At 71.6% G+C, this 21,332-nt stretch carries 19 protein-coding genes; 10 read left to right on the top strand and 9 right to left on the bottom strand.

What is annotated here, in order from left to right; all coding sequences use genetic code 11:
- The first annotated feature begins 171 nt into the window (after positions 1–171).
- The 4 genes from IE069_RS06935 to aqpZ all read left to right on the top strand — a co-directional run bounded on the left by IE069_RS06935 (position 172) and on the right by aqpZ (position 3,523).
- The gene (locus tag IE069_RS06935; protein WP_189349396.1) at positions 172–936 is read left to right on the top strand and encodes a hypothetical protein; all 765 of its coding nucleotides are present in this window, start codon (positions 172–174) and stop codon (positions 934–936) included.
- Positions 937–995: 59 nt separating this feature from the next.
- Positions 996–1,703, top strand: a complete 708-nt coding sequence (locus IE069_RS06930; RefSeq protein ID WP_189349395.1) for a YcnI family copper-binding membrane protein — start codon at positions 996–998, stop codon at positions 1,701–1,703.
- A 152-nt stretch (positions 1,704–1,855) separates the two neighbouring features.
- Positions 1,856–2,587 carry a hypothetical protein gene (locus tag IE069_RS06925; RefSeq protein ID WP_189349394.1) on the top strand — a complete coding sequence of 244 codons (732 nt, stop codon included), beginning with the start codon at positions 1,856–1,858 and terminating at the stop codon, positions 2,585–2,587.
- Between the two features lie 183 nt (positions 2,588–2,770).
- Positions 2,771–3,523 (top strand): aquaporin Z, encoded by a 753-nt coding sequence (aqpZ, locus tag IE069_RS06920; RefSeq protein ID WP_189349393.1) that lies wholly within the window; start codon positions 2,771–2,773, stop codon positions 3,521–3,523.
- Here aqpZ and IE069_RS06915 read toward each other — a convergent pair.
- From IE069_RS06915 to benA, 6 genes are all read right to left on the bottom strand, one after another.
- Complete coding sequence (locus IE069_RS06915; RefSeq protein WP_189349392.1) at positions 3,520–6,405, bottom strand: helix-turn-helix transcriptional regulator; 2,886 nt, start codon at positions 6,403–6,405, stop codon at positions 3,520–3,522. The two genes, aqpZ and IE069_RS06915, sit on opposite strands and share 4 nt — an antisense overlap.
- Before the next feature lie 67 nt (positions 6,406–6,472).
- Positions 6,473–7,834, bottom strand: a complete 1,362-nt coding sequence (locus IE069_RS06910) for an MFS transporter (RefSeq protein ID WP_189349391.1) — start codon at positions 7,832–7,834, stop codon at positions 6,473–6,475.
- 90 nt (positions 7,835–7,924) lie between these two features.
- Positions 7,925–8,740 (bottom strand): benzoate diol dehydrogenase BenD, encoded by an 816-nt coding sequence (gene benD, locus IE069_RS06905; protein ID WP_189349390.1) that lies wholly within the window; start codon positions 8,738–8,740, stop codon positions 7,925–7,927.
- Positions 8,740–9,792 carry a benzoate 1,2-dioxygenase electron transfer component BenC gene (gene benC, locus IE069_RS06900; RefSeq protein ID WP_189349389.1) on the bottom strand — a complete coding sequence of 351 codons (1,053 nt, stop codon included), beginning with the start codon at positions 9,790–9,792 and terminating at the stop codon, positions 8,740–8,742. The genes benD and benC overlap by 1 nt, the downstream gene beginning before the upstream one ends.
- A gap of 11 nt (positions 9,793–9,803) precedes the next feature.
- On the bottom strand, positions 9,804–10,340 hold the full coding sequence (benB, locus tag IE069_RS06895; protein WP_189349388.1) for a benzoate 1,2-dioxygenase small subunit: 537 nt from the start codon (positions 10,338–10,340) through the stop codon (positions 9,804–9,806).
- Positions 10,341–10,391: 51 nt separating this feature from the next.
- Positions 10,392–11,768, bottom strand: a complete 1,377-nt coding sequence (gene benA, locus IE069_RS06890; RefSeq protein ID WP_189349387.1) for a benzoate 1,2-dioxygenase large subunit — start codon at positions 11,766–11,768, stop codon at positions 10,392–10,394.
- A 252-nt stretch (positions 11,769–12,020) separates the two neighbouring features.
- Here benA and IE069_RS06885 point away from each other — a divergent pair, with 252 nt between their 5' ends.
- From IE069_RS06885 to IE069_RS06860, 6 genes are all read left to right on the top strand, one after another.
- The gene (locus IE069_RS06885; protein WP_229790999.1) at positions 12,021–13,262 is read left to right on the top strand and encodes a benzoate/H(+) symporter BenE family transporter; all 1,242 of its coding nucleotides are present in this window, start codon (positions 12,021–12,023) and stop codon (positions 13,260–13,262) included.
- A gap of 40 nt (positions 13,263–13,302) precedes the next feature.
- Positions 13,303–14,007 (top strand): potassium channel family protein, encoded by a 705-nt coding sequence (locus tag IE069_RS06880; protein ID WP_229790998.1) that lies wholly within the window; start codon positions 13,303–13,305, stop codon positions 14,005–14,007.
- A gap of 257 nt (positions 14,008–14,264) precedes the next feature.
- Complete coding sequence (locus IE069_RS06875) at positions 14,265–14,951, top strand: ABC transporter ATP-binding protein (RefSeq protein ID WP_189349386.1); 687 nt, start codon at positions 14,265–14,267, stop codon at positions 14,949–14,951.
- On the top strand, positions 14,948–17,119 hold the full coding sequence (locus IE069_RS06870) for a YhgE/Pip domain-containing protein (RefSeq protein WP_189349385.1): 2,172 nt from the start codon (positions 14,948–14,950) through the stop codon (positions 17,117–17,119). Before IE069_RS06875 ends, IE069_RS06870 begins: the two co-directional genes overlap by 4 nt.
- Entirely contained in the window at positions 17,116–17,736 is a 621-nt protein-coding gene (locus IE069_RS06865; protein WP_189349384.1) for a TetR/AcrR family transcriptional regulator, read from the top strand. The genes IE069_RS06870 and IE069_RS06865 overlap by 4 nt, the downstream gene beginning before the upstream one ends.
- Positions 17,737–17,832: 96 nt before the next feature.
- A complete protein-coding gene (locus IE069_RS06860) occupies positions 17,833–18,489 on the top strand; it encodes an SDR family oxidoreductase (protein ID WP_189349383.1) in 657 nt (218 codons plus the stop codon).
- 15 nt (positions 18,490–18,504) lie between these two features.
- Here the strand turns inward: IE069_RS06860 and IE069_RS06855 are convergent, their stop codons facing one another.
- The 3 genes from IE069_RS06855 to IE069_RS06845 all read right to left on the bottom strand — a co-directional run bounded on the left by IE069_RS06855 (position 18,505) and on the right by IE069_RS06845 (position 21,327).
- Entirely contained in the window at positions 18,505–19,716 is a 1,212-nt protein-coding gene (locus IE069_RS06855; RefSeq protein WP_189349382.1) for an MFS transporter, read from the bottom strand.
- Positions 19,713–20,327: a class I SAM-dependent methyltransferase gene (locus IE069_RS06850; RefSeq protein ID WP_189349381.1), complete on the bottom strand. Its 615-nt coding sequence runs from the start codon at positions 20,325–20,327 to the stop codon at positions 19,713–19,715. The genes IE069_RS06855 and IE069_RS06850 overlap by 4 nt, the downstream gene beginning before the upstream one ends.
- Before the next feature lie 76 nt (positions 20,328–20,403).
- Positions 20,404–21,327 (bottom strand): exonuclease domain-containing protein, encoded by a 924-nt coding sequence (locus IE069_RS06845; RefSeq protein ID WP_189349380.1) that lies wholly within the window; start codon positions 21,325–21,327, stop codon positions 20,404–20,406.
- Positions 21,328–21,332 lie beyond the last annotated feature (5 nt).

The raw sequence follows: 21,332 nt of genomic DNA, 5'->3' as shown, positions 1-21,332 counted from the left end.
GAGCATGGACCCGCCGGCCTGACTCTGCCCGCACGTCGAGACTCTGCCCGCACAAAAGCAGAGTTTCGCCATCCGGGCAGAGTCGGCCGCCGACACGCCTCGACGCAGACTTCTACGCGGCGTAGAATCGCGCTGGGTCGACATCGGCCCTTCTCATCGACCGGAGGCGCCATGCACGAGCGGCACGAACGCCTCGCACGCGCGCTCGTCTCCGCGCTCGTCAGCACGCTCGCGACGGCCTGCGCGCACGACCTCGGCGGAGGCCACTACCCGCACCCCGTGGTCATGGGCCTCGTCTTCGCGGTTGCCGTCCCGCTCTGCCTGGTCGCCGGCGGCCGCCGCGTGACGTTGGCGACGCTGGCCTCCGCCGTCGCCGCCGCCCAGGTGCTGCTGCACGCGGCGTTCACGTTCATCGCCCCGCAGGTCACCGTCGGCGCCCTCTCCGCAGAACTCGGCACGACGGCGTCCGCCGCCCACGCGCACCACCTCGACCCCGGCGCCCTGCAGCAGGCTGCGGCTTCCGCCGCCCACGCGTCCCATGCCGGAGCCTCCGCCCTGCCGGCGACCCACATGCTCGGCACCCACCTGCTCGCCGGTGCCGCGACACTGGTCGTTTTGCGGTCCGGGTGGCAGGCGCTGCGGCGGATGTCGGCCGCCCTCGCACTCGCGACGGCCGACGCCGTCACGGCCGGACGCCGTGCCGCGCGCGCGATCTCCGCGGCGCTGGCTGCGGCCGCCGTCGCCGTCGTCGAGATCGGCGCGCCCGTCCGCGCCCTGCTGTTCGGCACCGGGCGGAGCCGGACGGCCCCGCGCTGGGCCCGGCGCGTCGCCACCGGGTCCACCCCCGTCCAGCTGCGCTCCCTCCTCCTCGCCGCCGCGCTCGTGCTGCGCGGCCCGCCGGCGGCCCCCTCGCCCCGGTTCCACCCGGCCGCCTGAACGCGGCCGCCCACAACACCCGCGGAGCGCACGCGCGCCCGCATTCGAGGAGAATCCCCATGCGCAAGAACACGTCAACCTCCCCTGCCCGGAACACGTCCGCCGCACGCACTCGGAAAGGAGCGGCGGGCCGGGCGACGGCCGGTGTCGTCCTCGCCTCGGCCGCGGTCCTCGCGTTCCCCGCGGCCGCCAGCGCCCACGTGAGCGTCGACGCGTCGACGACGGCCGTGGGCGAGTACGCGACGCTGACCTTCGCGATCGGCCACGGCTGCGAGGGCTCGCCGACCGAGTCGGTGACCGTCGACTTCCCGGCCGAGATCGGCAGCGTGAAGCCGACCGCCAAGCCCGGCTGGGACATCGAGGTCTCAGAGGAGTCCGGTCCCCGTTCCGTCACCTACACGGCTGCCGAACCGCTGCCGGACGAGCTGCGCGACACGATCGAGATCGCCGCCCTCCTGCCCCTCGACGGCGAGGCCGGCGACGTGCTGACCTTCCCCGTCGCCCAGGAGTGCACGGAGGGCGGGAACGTCTGGGACCAGGTCGCCGACGGCGGGACCGAGCCCGAGCTGCCCGCGCCCCAGCTGACCCTGACGGCGGCCGAGGACGAGGCTGCCGTCGCGAACCCCGGTGCCTCCGCCAGCGCGGAACCGGACGCTGCGGACGAGCCCGCCGCCGACGCGCAGGCGCGCGCGATCGGCACGGGCGGGCTCATCGTGGGCACGCTCGGAGTGGCCCTGGCGATCGTGGCCCTGCGCCGCCGACGCTAGGAGACGGGCGGGTGCGGCGGCGGCGGCGCGGACGTCGATCGACTTCCGCGCCGCCCCGGACTCCCCGTCCACAGGGAGCCGGTCCGCCGCCGCCGTCCCCAACGTGCCGGCCGGAGGACCGGCGCCGTGCCGCGTCCAGCAGGATCGGTCGCATGACACGCTTCCTTCGCACCTCAGAGGACCCCCGCCGCCGCGCCGAGACGGAGGCGGTGCGCCACCGCCACCACACCGGCAAGCTGCTCCGCCTGCGGCCGGGCATCTACTTTCCGGCCCGGGAATGGGACGCGATGGATGCCTTCGCCCGCTACCGGGTCTTCGTCGACGCGGTCTTCGCGAGCACTCCGAACGCGGTCGCCGGCGTCGAGACCGCCGCCCTCCTCAACGGGCTGCCCGTCCTCACCGTCCCGCCACGGGTCGTCCTCCGTGCCCCGACCCGTGGCTTCGCCCGGACCCTGCCCGGCCGCCGGCTGGGGCCCACCGGCACGGGACCGCTCGGGTTCGCCGTCCAGTACCAGGCCCTGCCCCCGTCCGGGACCCGCCGCCTCTGGAACGCGCACGACCTCCCGACCTCCATCGCCGTCCCCCCGTTGGCGGTCACGGCCGTCGAATGCGCGGCCCTACTCCCCTGGGTCGACGCCGTCGTCGCCGTCGAAGCCGCCTTGCGGCGGGCCCGGGTGCTGCACGACGACGCGCTGATGACGCCGCTGCGACTGGGCGCGGCACTGGGATCGTACTCGCCGACCCGGCAGCGACGGGCGGCGCGGGTTCTGGAGTTCGCCTCGGCGGAGCCGGCAACCGCCCTCGAATCGTTCGACCGCGCGGTGGCGGCGCTCCACGGGGGCCGGGGCACGCGTCGGCGGACAACGATGCCGGCGGCATCGTAAGGTCACGCGGACCGGCAGAGTCGAGCTGAAACCGCCAGTCAGAGCGCAGGCGTTCTTGGTGGAGCCCTAGACCGGCCCCGTTTGACGGGATACCTTGTGACTATCCGGGTCCGCCAGCCGGCCCGGGTGACCGGCAGAGCATTCCATTCCTTGTGTCACCACGGATATCGAAGGAAGTCTCCCATGCAGACCCCCGCACTCCCCACTCGACTCCTCGCCGAGTTCATCGGCACCTTCGTCCTCGTCTTCGGCGGCTGCGGTTCGGCCGTCTTCGCCGCCTCGGTTCTCACCGACGACTCGATCAACATGGGCATCGGCTTCCTCGGCGTCGCGCTCGCCTTCGGCCTGACAGTCCTCGTCATGGCCTACGCCGTCGGCCACATCTCCGGCGGCCACTTCAATCCGGCCGTCACCCTCGGCGCCGTCCTCGCCGGCCGCGCGGAGTGGAAGGACGTCCTCCCCTACTGGGTCACCCAGATCGTCGGGGCGACTGTGGCCGGCGCGATCCTGCTGGCCATCGCCACCGGCAAAGACGGGTTCGACCCGGTCGCGTCCGGGTTCGCGACCAACGGCTACGCCGAGCGCTCGCCCGACGGGTACTCGCTCGCGGCGGTGCTGATCGCCGAGATCGTGCTGACCGCGATCTTCCTCTACGTCATCCTGGGCGCCACCGATCGGCGGGCACCGGCGGGCTTCGCGCCGATCGCCATCGGCCTCTCGCTCACGCTCATCCACCTGGTCTCCATCCCGATCAGCAACACGTCGGTGAACCCGGCCCGCTCGCTCGGCGTCGCGTGGTTCGCGGGCCCGGACGCCCTCATCCAGGTCTGGGCCTTCATCGTCGCCCCGCTCGTCGGCGCGGCGATCGCGGGCCTGACCTACAGGATGCTGTTCCCGGACCCGGAGGTCGCCGAGGCGCTCATCGGCGAGGCCTAGACTCCGGTGCCGTCCTCCCGGTACCGGGCCGCGAGCTCGGTCCGGGAGGCGACGCCGAGCTTCGCATAGATCCGCGTCAGGTGGTACTGCACCGTCTTCACCGAGACGAACAGCTCCTGGCCGGCCTGCTTGTTCGTCGCCCCCGTGGCCACCAGGCGCACCACGGCGGCCTCCTGGCCGGTGAGGACGCTCCAATCCGTCGCACCGTCCCGCTGCTTCTCGCCGCGTTCGCTGACCAGGCCCGCAGCCTGCAGTTCCCGGTCGCAACGCTCCACCGAGTTTCCGGCGCCCAGCCCGGCGAAGCCCTCGCGGGCCCGGTGCAGGGGGACCGCGCTGTCCCGGCGCTTGCCGGCCCGACGCAGCGTCTGCCCGTAGGCGAACTCGATCCGTGCGCGGTCGTACGGCAGGTCGAGCCCGTCGAGCCCGGCCAGCGCCGACTCGAACTCCTCGCGTGCGGCCTCGATGTCGCTCTGGGCCCCGAGCACGCGGCCGCGCACCGCGTGCAGCTTCGCCCGCGACGTCCGGTGGCTGCGGAGATCGGCCAGCTGCTCGAACTCGTCGAGGAAGGCACACGCCTCCTCGAGGCGGTCCGTCATGACCAGGGCATTCGCGTACAGATCGGGCCACGGCCAGAACCCGGGCTCGCTGGTGAGCGCCCGCCGACCCAGCACGGGCTCGAGCGCACGCAGCACCCCCTCGTAGTCGGCTCGCGCCTCGGCGATCTGGGCCTTCGAGATCGCGTACGGCAGCTGCATGATCAGGTAGTCGCCGGCGGTGGACTGCCCGAGATGCAGGTGGCGTTCCGCCTGCTCCATCTCGCCGCGCAGCGCGTGGATCTGGGCCGACGTCCAGTGCAGCAGGGGCCGGACCAGGTCGACGCCCGTCGAGGTGCACAGCACGTGCGCGCGTTCGACCACACCGAGCGCGGCCGTCCAGTTCCCGAGGCCGAACTCGGCACGGGCCAGCCACGCGCTGGCCCACAGCGAGATGCGGAACGAGCCGTAGCTGAAGTCGGTGGACACCGCCGAGGAGAGTTCCTCCCGCGCCGTCTCGAACTGGTCCATGGCCAGGTGCAGCCAGCCGCTGCCCATGCGGACCCGCTGCCCCTGGGCTCCGAGGTCGTCCCTGGAGAGCAGGTGCCGATACTGGGCTTCCGCCTCCTCTTTCCGGCCCAGGGCGCCGAGGCCGAGGCCCCGGATGGCGACCGCCTCGATCGCTGCCGGGCTGTCCGGCTCGGCGGCCTCCTGCGCCCGGCCGGCCCAGGTCACCAGGGATTCCCCATCCCAGCGGACGAGCGAGTCGAGGACGCGGCGCTGGGCGATGAGAGCACGGGTCTGCCGGGCCCCGTCCCGGCCGGCCAGCGTCCACGCCTGCGTCAGGAGCATGTCGGCCTCCTGCTGCCGGCCCTGCAGGATCGCCATGTAACCGGTGACCGCGTTGCGCTCCGGTCCGGGCGCGTACTGGTTGATCTCGTCGACGTAGGTCAGGGCCCGCGGCAGTTCGCCGGCGCCGACCATCGCGTCGACTGCCTGCAGGAGCAGGTGCTGGTGGGACGCCCCCTCCGGGGTGAGTCTGCCGGCGGTGAAGAGCGCGTTGGCCGCGACGGACCAGGCCCCGACGTCGGCCTGGCGGGCGGCGTAGGCGCGCAGCCGCTCGGCGAGCTCGGCGTCCGGCAGCAGCGCCGCGGCGGCCAGGTGGTCGAGCGCGCTGCCCTCGTCGGACACGACGTCCGCGGCCCGGCGGTGCAGTTCGATCCGGCGGGAGAAACCCAGCGACCGGTAATACGCGGCCCGCTCGACCTCGGAGGCGAATTCGGTGCTCAGGTCTCCGCTGTCCCCGGAAACGGACAGCAGGCCGTCTCCGGTCAGGATCGCGAGCACCGCCAGCGGGTCGTCGCAGGCGGAGAGGCCCACGACGTCCGCCAGCCGGGCCCTCCGGCCCAGGACGGCCGCGGATTCGACGAAGCCGCGCGCGGGCGGTTCGAGTCCCTCCAGCCGCTCGACGGCGTCGTACACCAGTGCCCGCGGAGCGGGCATGTCGCGGTGCCACTGCCGCCAGAAGGCGGTCGGCTGCTCCTCCAGCAGGTGCAGCAGATGGCGCAGATTGCCGCCGCAGTAGCCGGCGAGGCGGTGGGCGATGGGTTCGGACAGCCCGATGCCCTCCCGCGCGGCGGCCAGCTCCATGATCTCGGCAGTCGTGAGCGCGCCGACCGGCAGCTGGTGGATGTGCCGGTCCTCCAGCAGATCGCGGCAGGGGCCGGGCAGCCGGTGCAGGGCCGAATCCCGGACGATCAGGAGCAGCAGCACCCGCAGCCCCGCCAGGCGCCTGACGACGTACAGGAGGGCGCGCATGCTGTCGTCGTCGACCGCGTGGAAGTTGTCGACGACGACCACGCGCGGCCGCTCGCGACCGGCCCGCCCGAGGTCGTCGAGCAGCTCGCCCCCGGGGATCCCCGGCACCGGCTCCGCCGCCGGATCCAGTGGGCCGAGGGAGGAGCGCAGCTGCCCGACGACACCGCCGGGCACGGCCCGCTCCCAGCTGGTGCCCGTCACATAGTGCAGGCTCGGCTCCCCGTCGGCGAAGGGCCCGCCGCCGGGCGCCCCGGTCCGGAGGCGCTGCTCGTCGAGGAACTGGCCGACCAGGCGCGTCTTGCCTGCGCCGGTTCCTCCGCGCACGAGCAGCACCCGCGGGTGGCCCCGCCCCGCGTCCTCGAGGGCCCGTGCCAGCGTGCGCACCTCTCCGCCGCGGCCCACGAAGGGCCCGCGGTCGGCGGCGTCCCCCGCCGGCAGCGGGGAGTCGCGGCCGGCCGCGGGAGCACTCCGGCGCGCAGGCGGCGTCCCCCGCGGGTCCTCCGCGGAGTCCTGGCCTTCGGGTGCAGTCATCGGTCTCCGTCGCTCGTCGTCCTGCCACGCGCCGCGGCGCACTTGATGTGTCGCACGCTACATGACATCAGACGCCGGCCGGCTCCGGCTGTTCCGCATCCTGGACCACGACGTCGTTCTTGGCCCGCGCCGGGACGATCGCCGTGACGACGGCGCCGAAGAGCGCGATGCCGGCGAAGATGTAGAACGCCGCGATGTTCTCGAGGCCGGCGCCGATCAGGATGCCGCCGACCAGCGGGCCGGCGATGCCCCCGAGGCGCCCGAACCCCGCGCACCAGGCGACGCCTGCCGCGCGGGCGTTGGAGCTGTAGTAGTTCGAGACGAGGCCGTAGACGAGCACCTGCGTCCCGATCGTGCCGCAGCCGGCGGCCGCGACGAACAGCAGGAGCAGGGCCATCGGCAGACCCATGGTCAGCAGGATCATGGAGACCGCCGCGAGGACGAAGGTCGTGGCCACGACGCGTTTCGCACCGAATTTGTCGGCGGGACGCGAGGCGATCATGCCGCCGAGGATCGCACCGACGTTGAGCACGAGCAGGAACGTCAGCGACATGTCCGCCCCGTACCCGAGCCGGCCCATGATGTCCGGCAGCCAGGTGGTCAGGCCGTACGTGAGCAGCAGGCCGGAGAATCCCATCAGGCCCAGCAGGAGCGTCGGCCACGCGTACTTCCTCGTCACAAGGGCGGAGAAGCCGCGCCTGCGATCCGCCTTCTCGGAGGCGGTCAGCTCGCGGTCCGGGGCCGGCACGTCGACCTCCAGCGGCATGCCGAGGCGACGGGCGAGCACGTAGGACTCCTCGACGCGACCGGCGGCGAACAGCCACTTCGGCGATTCCGGCATCTTGGCCAGGGCCAACGGCAGCAGGAAGACGATCGGCAGGGCGCCGAACCACATCAGACCGCGCCAGCCGATCGAGTCGGGGATGACGATCGCGAGCAGCGACGCGAGGACGCCGCCGATGGGGACGCCGGAATACGTGACGGCGTTGAGCAGATTGCGTTTGCCCTCGGGGGCGAACTCGGCCACGACGGCGCCGGCCGTCGCGACCAGGAGGCCGATGCCGATGCCGGTGAAGAACCGGAAGAAGCCGAACGTGGCGACCGAACCGGCCATGGCTGTGGCGGCCATGCCGACCGAGAACCAGACGATCCCGGCGACCGTCAGCTTGCGGCGGCCGAGGTAGTCCCCGGTCGCTCCCGCGGTCAGGGCGCCGACGAGGACGCCGATGAGTGCGTAGCTGCCGAGCGCGCCGGCCTGGACGGGGGTCACCGCGCCGATCTGGGAGGGGTCGGCGAGCAGGGTCGGGACGACCGTGCCGTACACGACGAGGTCGTATCCGTCGAAGATCATGCAGAGCGTGGTGATCGTGACGACCCAGGTGACCGTCTTGCGTTGCTGCGGTGTGACCGCGCGGGTTGATGAGGACATGTCAGACTCCGTTGTCTCGGCCGGCAGGACTGCTCGGCATGGTGAGAAAGTGGGCGGCCCGGTTTTCCCCCTCCGGGCCGCCGGAGAGGATCAGCCGAGGTCTCCCCCGGCGACCGGCAGCGTGCTGCCGGTGATGTATCCGGCCTCGTCCGAGGCCAGGAACGTGATGGCCGCCGCCTGCTCGGCGAGCGTGCCGTAGCGCTTGAGGAAGGACGCATCGACCGTCTGGTCGATGTGGGCCTGGAACCAGGCCTTCTCCGTCTCGTCCTGCGGCACCGGGGTGCCGCGGGAGATCTTCCGCGGCGGCGCCTCGGTCCCGCCGGGGGCCGTCGCGACGACGCGGATGCCCTGCCCGGCGAACTCGAAGGCCAGCGAGGCGGTCATGGCGTTGATCGCGCCCTTGGCCGCGCTGTACGGAATGCGGTGGATGCCGCGGGTGGCGGCGCTGGATACGTTGACGATGGTGCCCGCCCCCTGCTCGACCATCTGCGGAAGCACCGCCCGGCACGTGTAGAGCGTGGTCATCAGCGACCGCGTGATCTCCGCATCGATCTGCCGGTCCGTGAATTCGGTGAAGGGTTTGAAGTTGATCGCCCCGCCCACGTTGTTGACCAGCACGTCGATCCGGCCGTGTTCGGCGACGGCCGCGGCGACGGCCGATTCGGCGCCGGCGTAGGCCTCCAGGTCGGCCGTCGTCGAGAAGGCGGCTCCACCCGCTGCGCGGATCGACTCCGCGACGTCGTGCACCTGCTCCGCCCGGTCGATCAGCACGACGTGCCCGCCCTCCGCGCCGATCCGCCGGGCCACCGCTTCGCCGATACCCTGTGCGGCACCGGTGACGACGACGACGCGGCCCGCGAACCGGCCGGCGAAGAAGGCGGGCCGTGCCGCAGCCGGCTCGGCCATCAGGCGGCCCCGGCTTCTGCGTGCACGCCCTGCTCGTGGGAGACGCCGGTGGCGAAGCGCTCGTAGTAGAAGTTCGCGGGCTCGATGCCCTGGTTCTTCCAGTACCCGCGGACGGCGTCGACCATGGCGGGCGGGCCGCACAGGTAGACGTCGATATCGCCCTCGCCCAGGTGCTCGTCCGTCAGGTGCTGGGTGACGTAGCCCTTCCTGGGGTGCTCGGAGTCCTTGTCGGCGACGATCGTGTCGAACGTGAAGTTCTCGATCGCCGCGGCGTAGCGCTCCAGCTCCGCGACCTCGACGAGGTCGTGGTCGAAGGTGACCCCGTACGCCATGTGAATCGGGTGGGCCGGCTGGATGCCGGAGGCCGCGATTTTCTCGAGCATGGCCAGCTGCGGGGCGATGCCCGTGCCGCCGGCGAGCATCAGGGTACGGCGCTTGATGTCGCGCAGGAAGAAGCTGCCGACCGGGCCCTCGAGGACCAGTTCGTCGCCCTCGGCCGCGCGCTCCCTGAGGTACGTCGTCATGACGCCGTCCGGGGCGGTGCGGACGAGGAACTTCAGCTTCTGGTCGTCGGGGCCGGAGCTGAACGAGTAGCTGCGCTCCTCGTCGGTGCCCGGGACCTTGATGTTCATGTACTGGCCCGGCAGGAAGTGCAGCTCGTCGCGGTTCTCGACCTCGAGGGTGATGCCCGCCGTGTTGTCCGCGTACCAGTGCAGGCGCTCGATGGTGGCCTTGAACTCGGCGATGCCGGTCTTGGCCATCTCGGCCGTCCCCGCCATGCGCAGGACCAGGTCCGATTCCGGGCTCATCTGGCACGGGAGGCAGAAGCCCTCGTCGGCCTCGTCGTCGGTGAGGGCCTCGTCGATGTAGTCGCCGCCGTCGTACGTGCCGGACTCGCAGAACGCCTTGCAGGTGCCGCAGGCGCCGTCGCGGCAGTCCAGCGGGATGTTGATCCTCGCCTTGTAGGCCGCGTCCGCGACCGTCTCCATGGGATTGACCTTGATGAACTTCGTCAGTCCGTCTTCGAAGGTCAGTGCAACTTTGTGGCTCATATCGTCCGCCTCTAGATGTGGTAGATGTCCACCACGTGGTGGATGTAGTCGTTCTTCAACACGACCTTCTTCTTGGTGATCACCGGCTGCGAGCCGGAGAGGTCGATCGTGTAGAAGGAGGTTCCGAAGTAGGTGTCCGTCGTCTGGTAGCGGTAGTAGAGCGTGTACCAGTTGAAGCGCACGTCCACCGTCTCGCCGCGCTTCTCGACGATCTCGACGTTGGAGATGTTGTGACCGGTGCGCGGCTCGGGCAGGCTGGTGGCGCTCGAGCGGTCGGTACGGATGCGGAAGACGCGGTCCTCGATGCCGCCGCGGTTCGCGTAGTAGATCAGCGAGATCTCCTGCTGCGGGTCCTCCGTCAGCTGGCCGTCGTCGTCCCAGGCCGGCATCCAGAACTCGGCCTCGGGGTCGTAGCAGTCGATCCACTTCTCGAATTCGCGGTCGTCGAGGAAGCGGGCCTCGGTGTAGAGGAACTGGCGGATGCGCTCGAGCAGGGTGGCCGTTTCGGCTGCACTGAGCCCGGTGCTCTCCGGTGCAATCGTGGTCATGGTGGTGTCCTCGGTTCGTGGTTCGTGGTGCCGTTGTCGGTGGTGGCGGGGCTATCGGCCGTTGGACCGCGAGGCCGCCTCGGCCTGCTCCGCTGCGACGGCGCCCCGCATGGTCTCCGCCCAGTAGCTGTGCTGGACCGGGTAGAGGCCCTCGTCCTCGGTCTTCGCGCCCGAGGAGATCGGGTTCAGGCCGAGCCCCTTGGCGGTCTCGTCGGGCCCGGCGTGCTGGTGGGTGACACCGCGGGACATGTCGTTCCACGGCGCCGTCTTCGCCAGGTACGTCTTCTGACAGGAGCGGAACTCCTCGAGGTCGTCCGGCGTCGCCATCCCGGTGGCGTTGAAGAAGTCCTCGTACTGGCGGATCCGGTTGGTCCTTGCCTCGGCCGACTCGCCCTTGGGCGCGATGCAGTAGATCGTGACCTCGGTCTTGTCAGCGGAGATCGGGCGGAAGTGGCGGATCTGCGACGAGAACTGGTCCATGAGGTACACGTTCGGGTACAGGCAGAGGTTGCGGGAGGCACCGACCATGAACCGGGCCCGGTCCTCGCCGAACTCCTCGGTCCAGGCCTCGAGCTTCTCGTAGTTCGGGCGGTCCTCCGGGTTGCCCCACCACATCCACAGCAGCAGGTGGCCGTGCTCGAAGGAGTAGTAGCCGCCGCCCTGCTTGCCCCACGTTCCGGCGTCCATGGCCTTGGTCTCGTTCGTGGACTCCCCGGACGTGCGGCGGGCCGTGGTGGCCGCGTAGTTCCAGTGGGTCGCTGAGACGTGGTAGCCGTCGGCGCCGTTCTCCGCCTGGACCTTCCAGTTGCCGTCGTAGTGGTAGGTGGAGGACCCGCGGACGACCTCCAGACCCTCCGGCGACTGGTCGACGATCATGTCGATGATCTTGGCGGACTCGCCGAGGTGCTCCTCGATGGGCAGCACGTCGTCGCTGAGGCTGCCGAAGAGGAAGCCGCGGTAGTTCTCGAAGCGCGCGACGTGGGTCAGGTCGTGGGAGCCGTCCTTGTTGAACTGCTCGGGGTAGCCGGCATCGCGGGAATCCTTGACCTTGAGCAGCTTGCCCTTGTTGTTGAACGTCCACCCGTGGAACGGGCAGGTGAAGTTCACCCGGTTGTCGGTCTTGCGGCGGCAGAGCATGGCGCCGCGGTGGCTGCACGCGTTGACGATGCAGTTCAGCTCGCCGTCCTTGGAACGGGAGATGATCACGGGGGTGCGGCCGATGTGGGTGGTGAAGTAGTCGCCCACGTTGGGGATCTGGGACTCGTGGGCCAGGTAGACCCAGTTCTTCTCGAAGATGTACTTCATCTCCAGCTCGAAGATCTCGTCGTCCGTGAAGATCTCGCGCTTGACGCGGTGGACGCCGTTTTCAGGATCCTCGACGACTGCTTCCTTCAGCTGGTGCTCGATCTGGTCGAGAGTCTCGGTCATGGCGAACTCCTTCAATGCAAGGTGTGGTTAACCACCGGGAACGGTGGGGTAAATGTCGTGCTCTACACCCTGCCCGACTGTAACGACCGTCACACTAGGTGAATGCCTAGGGTTCGCCTAGGCGTCGTTTCAGACGGGAAACGTCCTAATCAACAAGCAAAAAGTACTTGTCAGCCGGCGGTCCCGTCCCTAACGTGATCAGAGTTGTCGCGCCACACCCCAGCGCTTCTCCCCCTTCGTTTCGAGGACCCATTGCCAGCACTTCCCAGCACCGCCGAACCAGGTCCGGCCGTCGCCGTCGCCCCGCGGATCCGCCTCGCCGACGCCTCCGTCTCGGCGATCGTTGCCGGCTTCATCGCCGTCGCCGTCTCCTACGCCGGGCCGCTGCTCGTAGTCCTCGAAGCGGCGCAGCAGGCCGGGCTCACTCCCACGCAGACCTCGTCCTGGGTGTGGGCGATCTCGATCGGCAGCGGGCTCTGCTGCGTCGTCCTGAGCCTGTTCACCCGGATGCCCGTCATGGTGGCCTGGTCCGTGCCCGGAGCCGCCCTGCTGATCACCGCCCTGGGCGACTACTCCTTCGCCGAGGCGGTCGGCGCCTACATCGTCGCGGGCGCGATCGGCCTGGTCCTCTCCGTCACCGGGCTCTTCGGCTGGCTGATCCGGCTGCTGCCCAAGCCGGTGCACGCGGCCGTGCTGGCCGGGGTGCTGATGCCGTTCGTCCTCCAGGTGGCGCCGGCGCTGCTCGACGCACCCGCCGTCGCGGGCGCCGTCGTCGTGCTCTACCTGGCGGGACGGCGCTTCCTGCCGCGGTTCGCGGCCCTGCTGGCGCTGGCCGGCGGCGTCGCGGCCTCCGCCGCGACGGGCACGCTCGGCTCGCCGGGCGCAGCACTGTCCATCACGACGCCGGAGCTCACGGCCCCGGATTTCACCTGGCGTGCGATCCTCGGCATCGCGATCCCCCTGGTGATGGTGACCATGGCCGGCCAGAACGGTCCGGGCCTGGCCATGATGCACACGTTCGGCTACCCGGCGAACGACCGGCTGCTGCTGACCAGCACGTCCGCCGCATCGATCGTGTTCGCCCCGTTCGGCGCCCACGCGCTGAACCTGGCGGCCATCACCGCCGGCATCGCCTCGGGGCCCGACGCGCACCCGGACCCGGCGCGGAGGTACGTGGCCGGCGTGGCGTGCGGCTCGTTCTACATCGTCTTCGGCATGTTCGGGCACAGCATCGTCGGCCTCCTCGACGCGGTCCCGGACCAGCTCGTCACCGCGACGGCCGGGGTCGCCCTGCTGTCGGCGCTGCAGGGCGCGCTGTCCGACACGATGAACCCGGCCGGCTCAGGGGCCGGGCACCGCGCGGCCGGGATCGAGGCAGCCGTCATCACGCTGCTGGTCACCGCCAGCGGCGTCGCGCCGTTCGGGATCGCCGCCCCGCTCTGGGGCATGCTCGCCGGCGGCGCCTCCTACCTGCTGCTGCGCCGGCGCGGGTAGCCGGCCCGCGGCCACCGGAGGGCTCGATAGGCTGGAGGCGATGAAGCCGACACCCGAGACCGCCACCGCCGCGACGGCACGTGCCGAACACCCCAGCCGCGTGGAGCGCTGGGAGCGGCGCACCGAGATCCCGATGATCCTGATGGCCCTCGCGCTCCTCGCCGCCTACGCCTGGCCGGTGATCGACACGAGCCTGCCGCCGACCCTCGAGCAGTTCCTGCGGACCGTGACGTGGACGGTCTGGGGCGCCTTCGCCGTCGACTTCGGCATCCGCTTCTCGCTGGCCGAGCGGCGGCTCCGCTACGCGCTGCACCACTGGTACGACGTGCTGATGATCGCCGTCCCCGCGTTCCGGCCGCTGCGGATCCTGCGCGTGCTGAGCGCGGCCCGTCTGTTGAACCGCATGCTGACCCGCCGGCTCGTGGGGCGCACCAGCATCTACGTGGCGCTGACGTCGATCGTCTGCGTGTTCTTCGGCGCGATCGCCGTCCTGGACGTGGAGCAGGGGCACCCGGACGCGAATATCACCACCATCGGGGACGCGCTCTGGTGGGCGGTCGTCACGAGCGCGACGGTCGGCTACGGCGACTTCTACCCGGTCACGACGGCGGGCCGGCTGATCGCGGTGGGCCTGATGCTCATCGGGATCGCACTGCTCGGCTCGGTGACGGCCGGCGTGGCCTCTTGGGCGGTCTCCGCCGTCGAGAAAGAAGACAGCGAGCCCGGGGCGCGGCCGGCCGGGTGAGCTCCGGGGCTGGCGCCCCCCCCCGGCCGGAGCCGACGACGTCACGCGCCCTCGCTCCCGGGCAGCACCCCCGCCGTCGTCAACGTGTAGACCGCGTCGGTGCGAGCGACCCGTTTCCACCCGGCCCGCCAGCGTGATCCCGCTGAATGCAACGGCACGAGCGGCCGGGAAACGGGTCGTTCGCCGGGGACTGAGAATCGGCTCACAGAACCTCGTTCTTATTTGAACTGACCGGTCAGTTTGAATAGAATCGAGGCGTGCTCTTCGCAGACTCGCTGTCCATCGACGGCCACCACGCCCCCCTGCTGCGCCCCACGTCCCTCGTGGCGCCGGCCTCCGAGCTGACCCTCGTCACCGCCCCCACCCAGCAGGCGCGCACCGCGCTCGCCCTGGGACTCAGCGGGCGCATGAAGCCCGACGGCGGCTCCGTCGCCTGGGAGTCCGACGCGGACATCCGCGCGGTCCGCCGGGCCTCCGCCCTCGTCGACTCCCCCGAGATCAACGAGCCGGAGCAGCACCTGCGCGTCAAGGACCTCGTGGCCGAGGACCTCGCCCTGCTGCCCGGCCCGTTCTGGGGCACCGTCTCCGCGGCCCGCTGGCTCGCGTCCCACCGGCTCGACCACCTCGCGAACGAGTGGGTGGACGCGATCAGCCCCGAGGACCGGCTGCACCTGCTCGCCTCGCTGAGCCTGCAGGACGGCAACGTCAAGCTGCTCGTCTTCGACTCCCCCGACCGGCACGACCTGCCCGGAGCGGAGTGGACCCGCCTGTTGCGCGACGTCTCCACCGGACGCCGGCAGCCCGCCGTCGTCGCCGTCGTGCAGCACATCCCCGACGGGTGGGACGGCCGCACGGCCGCCGCCGAAAAGGACAACCTCCCCCGCCCCGCGGCCGAGGAGCACCCGGACACCGAAGAACCCACCGACCCTCAGGCTGACTCGTGACGACATTTCAACTGGCGCGCTCCGAACTCAAGCGCATGACCAACGGGCGGCTCGCGAAGATCGCGATCGTCGCCCTGACCCTGGTGCCCCTGCTCTACGGCGCGCTGTACCTCTACGCGAACTGGGACCCCTACGGGAACCTCGACAAGGTCGACGCCGCGATCGTGAACCTCGACGAGGGGTCCACGGCCGGTGACGACGACCTGCACGTCGGCGACGAGGTCACCGACTCCCTCCTCGAGGACGGAACGTTCGGCTGGGAGGTCGTCGATTCGCGACGCGCCGCGGAGGACGGGGTCGCCTCCGGGGACTACGCGTTCGCGCTGACGATCCCCGAGAACTTCTCCGCCTCGCTCGCTTCCCCCGAGGACTTCGACGCCGCCCAGCAGGCCATCCTGCAACTGACCACCAACGACGCGAACAACGCGATGATCGGCACGATCGCCGACAAGCTGGCCGGCGAGGTGCACAACTCCGTCGCCGCGCAGGTCGGCGAGGAGACCGCCAGCCAGTTCCTCACCGGGTTCGGCCGCATCCACTCCCAGCTCGCCACCGCCGCCGACGGCGCCGGCGAACTCCACGACGGCACGACGACGCTGGCCGGCGGGAGTGACGACCTCTCCTCCGGCGCCGTGGAGCTCGACGACGGCGCGGTCGAACTCGCCAGCGGCGCGGACACGCTGCACTCCGGCACCGGCGACCTCGTCGACGGGCAGCGGCAGCTGCTCGACGGCGCCACGCAGCTCTCGGCGGGCGCGTCCGAGCTCTCGGGCGGAGCCTCCGAGCTCTCCACCGGGCTGGACACGCTCGAATCGAAGACCGCCGAGCTGCCGTCCCAGACGGCCCGGCTGGCCGACGGGGCGGAGCAGGTCGCCGACGGCAACGAGGAGCTCAACAACAAGGTCCAGTCGGCCGCGGACGCCCTCGCGCAGATCGAGCAGGACACCTCCGACCAGGTCGATTCCGCCGCTCAGGACCTCGTCGATGCGGGCGTGATCACCGAGGAGCAGCGCCAGCAGCTGGCCGACGCCGTCGAGGTGCGCGCGCAGGACTCCGCCGCGGTGCAGCAGATCGAGGCCACGCGCTCCGAGCTGCAGGCCGCGCAGGCGAACATTGCGAAGCTCGCGGAGGGCTCCCGCCAGGTGGCGGACGGCAACCGCCAACTCGCCGATTCGGTGCCGGCGCTGACGCAGGGTATCTCCTCGGCGGCCGACGGCGGCTCGCAGCTCGCCGACGGCGCCGCCGAGCTGTCGACGGGCGCGACCACCCTGGCCGACGGGCAGCAGTCCGCTCTCTCCGGTGCGCAAGATCTCGAGGCGGGCGCCGGGGAACTCGCCGACGGCGCGGGCACACTCGCCTCCGGCACCGGCGACCTGTCGGCGGGCGCGGCCGAGCTCGCGGACGGCGCACACCAGGTCGACGACGGCGCCGCAGAGCTCGCGTCGAAGCTCGGCGACGGCGCGGACGAGGTCCCGAACCCCGACAGCACGCAGAAGAAGCGCGTCTCCACGGTCATCGGCGACCCGGTCTCGATCGACACCACCAGCCAGACCTCGGCGCCGAACTACGGGCACCAGCTGGCCCCGTTCTTCCTGACCCTGGCCGTGTGGATCGGTGCCTTCATGCTGGTCCAGCTCATGCGGCCGATCACCCGCCGGGCGCTGGCCTCCAACGCCGCGAACTGGAAGATCGCGATCGGCGGGTGGATGCCCTTCCTGGCCATCTCCCTGCTGCAGGCCACGGTGCTGTACGCCGTCGTCGTGTTCGGGCTCGGCCTGGAGTCCGCGCACCCGTGGATGACGTGGGCGCTGCTGCTCGGCTCCTCCTTCGCGTTCACCGCGCTGATCCAGGGCATCGTGGCGTTCATGGGAACGCCCGGGAAGATGGTGGTGCTGATCCTGCTGGTGCTGCAGCTCGTCTCGGCCGGAGGCACCTTCCCGTGGGAGACGACCCCGGAACCGCTGCACGCGGCCCACCAGGCACTGCCCATGGGCTTCATCGTCACTGGCATGCGGCACCTGATGTACGGGGCGGACCTGTCGGTCATGGGGCCGGTGGTCCTGGCCCTCGCCGCCTATACTCTGCTGGGCCTGCTCCTGAGCACGCTGGCCGTCCGCCGCCACAAGTACTGGACCCTGAAGACCTTCCAACCGGAGTTGACCACATGAACGAGATCAAGCGACGCCCCGGCCGCACCAACGCGACCCGGCTCAAGATCTTCTCGGCCTCCCTGTCTCTCATCGGCGAGCGCGGCCACCACACCGTGACCGTCGACGAGATCGCCGCGGCCGCCGGCGTCTCGAAGGGCAGCGTCTACTACAACTTCGGATCCAAGTCGGACCTCATCGGCCAGCTCCTGAGCTTCGGCACGGACATCCTGCTCGAGCGGCTGCGCACGCCCGGGGCCCCGGAACCGCGGTCGGGGCGCGACGAGCTCGCCCATATGGTGCGCGCCGCCCTGGAATTCATCGACGAGTACCCGGCGTTCGCGCAGCTCTGGCTGAGCGAGATGTGGCACGCCCCGAGCGAATGGCGCGACGTGCTGGTCCAGCTTCGCGGGCAGGTGCTCGGCACGGTCCGCGACGCCGTCGAGCGCGCGTTCGCCGAGCGCGGCCCCGCCCCCGGCACGACGCCGCCCGGCACGGTCGACGTGACGGCGTCGGCCCTCTTCGGCGCGACCCTGATCCTGGGGCAGGACCGGCAGGTCTACGCTGTCGAGCACGACATCGACGCGTGCGTGGCGACCGTGCTCGGAACCCTCGACGCCGCGGGACCGCGCGGCTGACCGGTCCGGTGGAACCCGGTGCGGAACAACGGCGCCCTCCGCCGCGTTGGCCCTGATGTAGGCCCCTACACATCGACGCAATCGGAGGATCAGCACATGAAGATCGCACTCATCGGCGGACACGGCAAGGTCGCCCTGCTGGCGACGCCGGAGCTCGTCAACCGCGGCCACCAGGTCACGTCCTTCTACCGCAACGCCGAGCACACCGGCGACGTGAACGCCACGGGGGCGACCGCCGTCGTCCTGGACGTCGAATCGGCCACCCAGGAGGAGCTCGCGGACGCGTTCGGCGGGCACGACGCCGTCGTGTGGAGCGCGGGTGCCGGCGGCGCCGGCGGAGCCGACCGCACGTACGCCGTGGACCGCGACGCCGCGGTCCGCTCGATGCGGGCCGCCGAGCAGGCCGGCGTCAAACGCTACGTGATGGTGTCCTTCGCGACCGCGGACGAGAAGTACCTGGTCCAGCAGGACGACCCGTTCTACCCGTACATGGCCGCGAAGATCGCCGCCGACGCCCACCTGCGCGGCTCCGCCCTGGACTGGACGATCCTGGGGCCGGGCAAGCTGACCCTCGACGAGGCGACAGGTCGGATCGAGGTGCTCGACGAGCCCGGGGAGAACACGGACACGTCCCGCGGCAACGTGGCGCTGAGCATCGTCGAGTCGCTCGACAACGACGGCAGCATCGGGCGGACTATCAACTACCGGGACGGCTCGACGCCGATCGTCGAGGTCGTGGCCGGCACCGCCTAGAAGGGCAAGCGCGCATCAGCGGCGCCGGGCTGCCAGGAACGCGGCCAGCCCGGCGCACGCGATGTACGCCCCGGCGACGGCGGCCCAACCGGCCTCGAAGCCGCCCGCCGTGCTGATCAGCGCCCCCATCATCAGCGGGCCGAGCGTGAACCCGCCGAACATGCCGGCCGAGACGATACCGCTGGCCGAGGCCATCGACGCCGCCGAGATGCTGCGCAGCAGCGCCGCCATGAGCACCACCGAGACGCCGAGCGCCGACGCCCCGTGCAGCGCGACGGCGGTCCAGAGCAGGGCCGGCGAACCGGCTGCGTCCGCCGCGAAGAACGCTCCCGCCCCGGCCAGCGCCAGCAAAGCGAGCACGAGCAGCAGCGCCGGGGCAGAGACGCCCCGGGCCATGACCCGGCCCCAGCCGATGCGCGCGGTCACGCCGACCGCACCGGCGACGGCCGCCGTCGCACCGCCGGCGACGAGGCTGAAATCGAGCTCGCGCACCGCGAACAGCGGGATGTAGACGTTCGTCGCCTGTACGCCGAGCCCGTTGAGGAAACCGAACGCGGCCAGCGCCCACACGACGCCGGGTTGCCTTGCACGCGTGACGGGACGGCGCCCCGGCGGCGCTGCGGCCCGCGCCGCCCCGACCTCGTGCTCGACCTCTTGCTCGAGCGGGTCGACCGCGGCGAGGGCCCGGAGTGCGAGGACCATCAGCGCCAGCACCAGGACCATGCCGAACACCGAGGCCCCGCGCCAGCCGACCCACACCGCCAGCACCGGGAACGCGAGCGAGGCGACGAGCTGGCTGGCCTGGACGCCCGACTGCTTGATGCCGGCCCAGCCGATGCGCTGCCCCGCGGGCACGCGCTGGAGCAGGATGCGGTTGGTGACCCCGTTGGGGAAGGATTGCGCCAGCCCCGACAGGCCGGCGGCGACGAGCAGGACGGCGAACCCGCCGGCGAGCGCGGCCACCCCGAGGGCCACCGCGGCGAGCGCGAAGACCACGATCATGAGCGTCCGGTCCGAGTGGGCGTCGGCCAGGCGTCCGAGGCTCGCGTTGCCGACGGTCGCGCACGCGAAGCAGGCCGTGGCGAGGAGGCCGAACTGGGCGGCGTTGATGCCGAGGTCGCGGATGATCAGGTCGCTCGTCGCGCTCAGCCCGTAGAGGAGCAGCGGGCCGGCGGCGACTGCTCCGAGGAGGGCCGCCAGCAGCCCGGGCCCGGCGGGACGCGTCATGCGGCGGCCACCCCGACGGTGACGTAGCCGTACGGCCTCGGCAGCGGGGGCTGGTAGAAGCTCTCCGCCTCGACGATGCCGAACCCCGCCGCTTCGATCAGCTCGCGGATGTCGCGGCTGAGGCGGCAGCCGCCGGCGAGGCTGCGCTGGATCGGGTCGAGCCGCCGCTGCCAGACACGGACGCCCTCGTCCGGTGCCAGCCCGTGCTCGAGGAAGTGCAGCGTGCCGCCGGGAGCGAGCACGCGGCGCACCTCGGCCAGCGCGGCCGCGGCGTCGGGGATGGTGCACAGGGTCAGGCTGGAGAGGGCGTGGTCGAACGCGGCGGCCGGCGCGTCCAGGCGTTGGCCGTCGAGGCCGCCGCGCTGGATCCGGACCCGCGAGGCCGCGATCTTGTCCGCGGCGAGCCGCCACGCGGTGTCGGAGGGCTCGACGGCCCAGACGCTGTCCACCGCCTCCGGGTAGTGGCGGATGTTGGCGCCGGAACCGAAGCCGAGCTCGAGCACGCGGCCGGACAGGCCCGCGCAGAGGCGGCGGCGCAGTGGCGCGATCTCCTCCGCCTCCATGGACCGCGCCATCAGCCGCGGCAGGATGTGTTCTCCGTAGAGCCCCATGCGAGCCCCCTTCCCACGCCCAGTATCGTTGCGCCCGGCGCCGCGGACAACACGACGACGTGCCGCCCCGCGGGGGTCAGCGGGTGAGGCGCAGGAAGTCCGGCTCGGTGATCAGCAGGATCTCCTGCCCGGCCGCCATGTAGGCGTGGGCCTTGCGCTCCTTGCTGCTGCCGGCGGCGAGCTCCGCGGCCGTCACACTGCGGCGGCCGTCGCCGACCACCAGGACGCCGGTCTTCTTCGTGACGCCCTTGCCGTTTGTCCCGCCGTTCGCGGCGATGGCCTCCATCGCCTCCCAGCGGCCCATCGACTCCAGGTCCCCGGTGAGCACCACGTGCCGGCCGTGGAACGGGTGGGACGGATCCGCCGTCGGGCTGGGGGCGGGGAGCTCCTTGCTGGAGGCCGTGTAGGCGCGGCCGTAGTACTTCGAGGCCGCGGAGGCGCCGGCGGACGGAGCCGGGCGGGCGGGCCAGAGGTGGGAGACGTGCGAGGCGCGCTCGCGGCGGGCCAGCTCCAGCACGATCTCGGCGGCGACTCGGGCGTCCTCGCCGGCGTCGTGGTGCTGGAACGCGCCGATCCCCAGGTGCTGGGCGACGTCGGGCAGCCGGTGCCGCGGCAGCTGCAGGAGCCTGCGTGCCAGCACGAGGGCGCAGTGGAAGTCGTTGGCCGGGGCCGCCACCCCGGAGAGCCCGCAGGCCTGGCTGATGGCGCTCTTGTCGAAGGCCGTGTTGAACGCGACGTACGGGTGCTCCCCCGCCAGCTCCGCCAGCCGGCCCATGGACTCCCGCCACCCGGGCGCCCCGACCACCATGTCGCCGGTGATCCCGTGGATCTGGGTGTTGCGCGGCGTGAATTCGCCGACGCCCGCCTCCGGGCGGACGTACCAGGTGTGCTGGCCGATGATCCGCCCCGCGCGCACCTGCACGGCCGCTACCTGGCAGATCGACGCGTAGCTGCTGTTGGCGGTCTCGACGTCGACCGCGGTGAAGTTCAGGTCGTGCACGGGCG

Source organism: Zhihengliuella salsuginis, from assembly GCF_014651715.1.
GTDB lineage: Bacteria > Actinomycetota > Actinomycetes > Actinomycetales > Micrococcaceae > Zhihengliuella > Zhihengliuella salsuginis.
This window is presented reverse-complemented; position numbering and strand designations above follow the sequence as displayed.

Coding starts and splice junctions, on each gene's coding strand:
- IE069_RS06860 (WP_189349383.1), top strand. CDS start 17,833: ATGAAGATCGCACTCATCGGCGGACACGGCAAGGTCGCCCTGCTGGCG.
- IE069_RS06910 (WP_189349391.1), bottom strand. CDS start 7,834: ATGTCCTCATCAACCCGCGCGGTCACACCGCAGCAACGCAAGACGGTC.
- benB (WP_189349388.1), bottom strand. CDS start 10,340: ATGACCACGATTGCACCGGAGAGCACCGGGCTCAGTGCAGCCGAAACG.
- IE069_RS06925 (WP_189349394.1), top strand. CDS start 1,856: ATGACACGCTTCCTTCGCACCTCAGAGGACCCCCGCCGCCGCGCCGAG.
- benA (WP_189349387.1), bottom strand. CDS start 11,768: ATGACCGAGACTCTCGACCAGATCGAGCACCAGCTGAAGGAAGCAGTC.
- IE069_RS06865 (WP_189349384.1), top strand. CDS start 17,116: ATGAACGAGATCAAGCGACGCCCCGGCCGCACCAACGCGACCCGGCTC.
- benC (WP_189349389.1), bottom strand. CDS start 9,792: ATGAGCCACAAAGTTGCACTGACCTTCGAAGACGGACTGACGAAGTTC.
- aqpZ (WP_189349393.1), top strand. CDS start 2,771: ATGCAGACCCCCGCACTCCCCACTCGACTCCTCGCCGAGTTCATCGGC.
- IE069_RS06915 (WP_189349392.1), bottom strand. CDS start 6,405: ATGACTGCACCCGAAGGCCAGGACTCCGCGGAGGACCCGCGGGGGACG.
- IE069_RS06935 (WP_189349396.1), top strand. CDS start 172: ATGCACGAGCGGCACGAACGCCTCGCACGCGCGCTCGTCTCCGCGCTC.
- IE069_RS06850 (WP_189349381.1), bottom strand. CDS start 20,327: ATGGGGCTCTACGGAGAACACATCCTGCCGCGGCTGATGGCGCGGTCC.
- IE069_RS06880 (WP_229790998.1), top strand. CDS start 13,303: ATGAAGCCGACACCCGAGACCGCCACCGCCGCGACGGCACGTGCCGAA.
- IE069_RS06930 (WP_189349395.1), top strand. CDS start 996: ATGCGCAAGAACACGTCAACCTCCCCTGCCCGGAACACGTCCGCCGCA.
- IE069_RS06855 (WP_189349382.1), bottom strand. CDS start 19,716: ATGACGCGTCCCGCCGGGCCCGGGCTGCTGGCGGCCCTCCTCGGAGCA.
- benD (WP_189349390.1), bottom strand. CDS start 8,740: ATGGCCGAGCCGGCTGCGGCACGGCCCGCCTTCTTCGCCGGCCGGTTC.